Raw genomic sequence first — 2500 nt, 5'->3', positions numbered from 1 at the left:
GCGCCAGTTCCGGCGGAGCCATCCTTGAAATACCACCCTTATTGTTGCTGACGTCTAACCGCGGCCCGTTATCCGGGTCCGGGACATGGCGTGGCGGGCAGTTTGACTGGGGCGGTCGCCTCCCAAAGTGTAACGGAGGCGCGCGATGGTGGGCTCAGACCGGTCGGAAATCGGTCGTCGAGTGCAATGGCATAAGCCCGCCTGACTGCGAGACTGACAAGTCGAGCAGAGACGAAAGTCGGCCATAGTGATCCGGTGGTCCTGCGTGGAAGGGCCATCGCTCAACGAATAAAAGGTACTCTAGGGATAACAGGCTGATTTTGCCCAAGAGTCCATATCGACGGCAAAGTTTGGCACCTCGATGTCGGCTCATCACATCCTGGGGCTGGAGCAGGTCCCAAGGGTTCGGCTGTTCGCCGATTAAAGTGGTACGTGAGCTGGGTTCAGAACGTCGTGAGACAGTTTGGTCCCTATCTGCCGTGGGTGTACGAGACTTGAGAGGATCTGTCCCTAGTACGAGAGGACCGGGATGGACACACCTCTGGTGGACCTGTCATGGCGCCAGCTGTGCAGCAGGGTAGCTAAGTGTGGAATAGATAACCGCTGAAAGCATCTAAGCGGGAAACTAACCTCAAAACAAGGTCTCGCTGAGAGCCGTGGTAGACCACCACGTTGATAGGCCAGGTGTGGAAGCGCCGCGAGGCGTGTAGCTTACTGGTACTAATAGCTCGATAGGCTTGATCGTTCTTCAGTCAAACCCATGACCGCTTTACACAGACATGCGATCTCTTCTTCACATACATGCTCAGCCCCTAAAAGGCTGACAGCATCCTTTTTGCTGACCTGGTGGCTATGCCGGGGGTTCCCCACCCGATCCCATTCCGAACTCGGTCGTTAAGTCCCCCAGGGCCAATGGTACTTCGTCTCAAGGCGCGGGAGAGTAGGTCGCCGCCAGGTCCGCTAAAAGGATGCCCAGCATCAAAGTCCAAGCCCTACCACACGATCAAACCACTACCCTCTTCGCCGCGGGGTGGAGCAGCCCGGTAGCTCGTCAGGCTCATAACCTGAAGGTCACAGGTTCAAATCCTGTCCCCGCACCCAAGATCTCAAATGGCCTCCTTCGGGAGGCCATTTTTGTTTCCGCTCAAGAGCTTAGGGCTCCTGGCGCGCTTTTTGAGACTCCGAGCCGTCACAGAGCGGTCGATCCGACCCAACTCCGCGGGCGCTTGCCAGGGTTTCCCGCTACGCGAACTGATGGACCAGTCGGCCACCGACTGCGCCTCGGCCGCCGCAGAGGAGGATCTTGCTCGACACCCTCGCCGGCGCTTTGACTCCATCGCTTCCTGGTGGGGTTGCCGGGGCGAGGCCGTCGTCCTTCTGATCTCGGCGGCGCACGAAGGAAGGTCAGACCGGCCAGATATCCGGCGACGTCGGCCCCGAAATTCGACGAGATCGGTGCGGCTACACGGCGGCTGTGGGAACCACCTGGCAGAACATCCCACGCGTGCATGCATATGCCGTCGAATCGCCATCCGCCCTCCGCGCGGACCTGGTAGACGAGCGCCCGCCCTCGGGCGGTCGTTGCGCGACACGCGGCCTGACGATTCGACGCGAGATTCACAGCGTCTGTGCTTGGGAGATCCTGGCTGGTCAGATCGCGTCCGCTTCACGCAACCAGCCTGCACCGGATGCGATTCGCCCGCGATCAGCGTCTTTCGGGAGGGGCGGATGATCGGACTTCGATCCGCTCCTCGAAAGCGCCCTCCATGACCGACACACTCAAGATCCATCTGCTGCACCGGCCAGACAGGGCTGGCGACGAACCATCCGATTCCTGGATGTCGCACCGCGCCGACACGCAACCCGCGATTCGCCATGGCGCCGCCGCCGCCGACACCTTCTCCGGTCGCCAGCTCGCCGTCGCCGGCGTCGCCTTCAGGAAACCAGATGGACGACCTGGCGAGCGTGGCGAGGCTGAGGCAAGGTTTCGTTGGGCGCAGGCGATATGAGGATGGGAGGGGTGCTCGACCGGCGTCGCGCTAAGGCATGGGGCCGATCCGACCTCCTGGTTATTGCGTGACCGGACGACGCATGCCGGCGCGCCAAGGTCCAAGCCGGCGGAACAGGATTCAACCGGAGAGGGGTTGTCATCGCGGCGTCATACGCCTATATCCGCCGCTCGCTCGGAAACGCGATCGTGGCCGCAGGGCGGGAGCTGTAAGGCTCTTGCTTTCTTTGGTCGGTTTCGCTAACTTCCGCGCTCCAATCGACTCGGTGACGGATCCAGGTGGGCAGCCTCGGCGGCCCATGGATCTCTTTTTGCCTCTTCGTGGCGGTCTCGGCCTTCCGAAGGGATTGAAAACGAGGCGGTTGACTCTGGGGTGGCGCATCAATAGAAGCGCTGCTCCTCACTGAAGTGCAGAGTTCGATAAGAATTCCAAGGTTCAGTGAAGTGTTTGGCTTCGTCGTGTTGCTGAAATTCAGTGAACTTCGAGGTTGA

At 60.5% G+C, this 2500-nt stretch carries 1 protein-coding gene, 1 tRNA gene and 2 rRNA genes (1 of these 4 only partly in view); all 4 read left to right on the top strand.

Going from position 1 to position 2500, the window contains the following annotated elements; genetic code table 11:
* Window positions 1-745, top strand: a 23S ribosomal RNA gene (locus EV278_RS12220) (it extends 2042 nt beyond the left edge of the window).
* 97 nt (window positions 746-842) lie between these two features.
* A 5S ribosomal RNA gene (gene rrf / locus EV278_RS12215) occupies window positions 843-957 on the top strand.
* Between the two features lie 67 nt (window positions 958-1024).
* Window positions 1025-1101, top strand: a tRNA-Met gene (locus EV278_RS12210).
* Between the two features lie 665 nt (window positions 1102-1766).
* Window positions 1767-2009 (top strand): hypothetical protein, encoded by a 243-nt coding sequence (locus EV278_RS12205; RefSeq protein WP_132091399.1) that lies wholly within the window; start codon window positions 1767-1769, stop codon window positions 2007-2009.
* The last annotated feature ends 491 nt before the right edge of the window (window positions 2010-2500 follow it).

It is taken from the genome of Caulobacter sp. BK020, assembly GCF_004342605.1.
Classification (GTDB): Bacteria; Pseudomonadota; Alphaproteobacteria; order Caulobacterales; family Caulobacteraceae; genus Caulobacter.
Note: the sequence above shows the minus strand (reverse complement) of the source record. Positions and strands in the feature narration are given on the sequence as shown.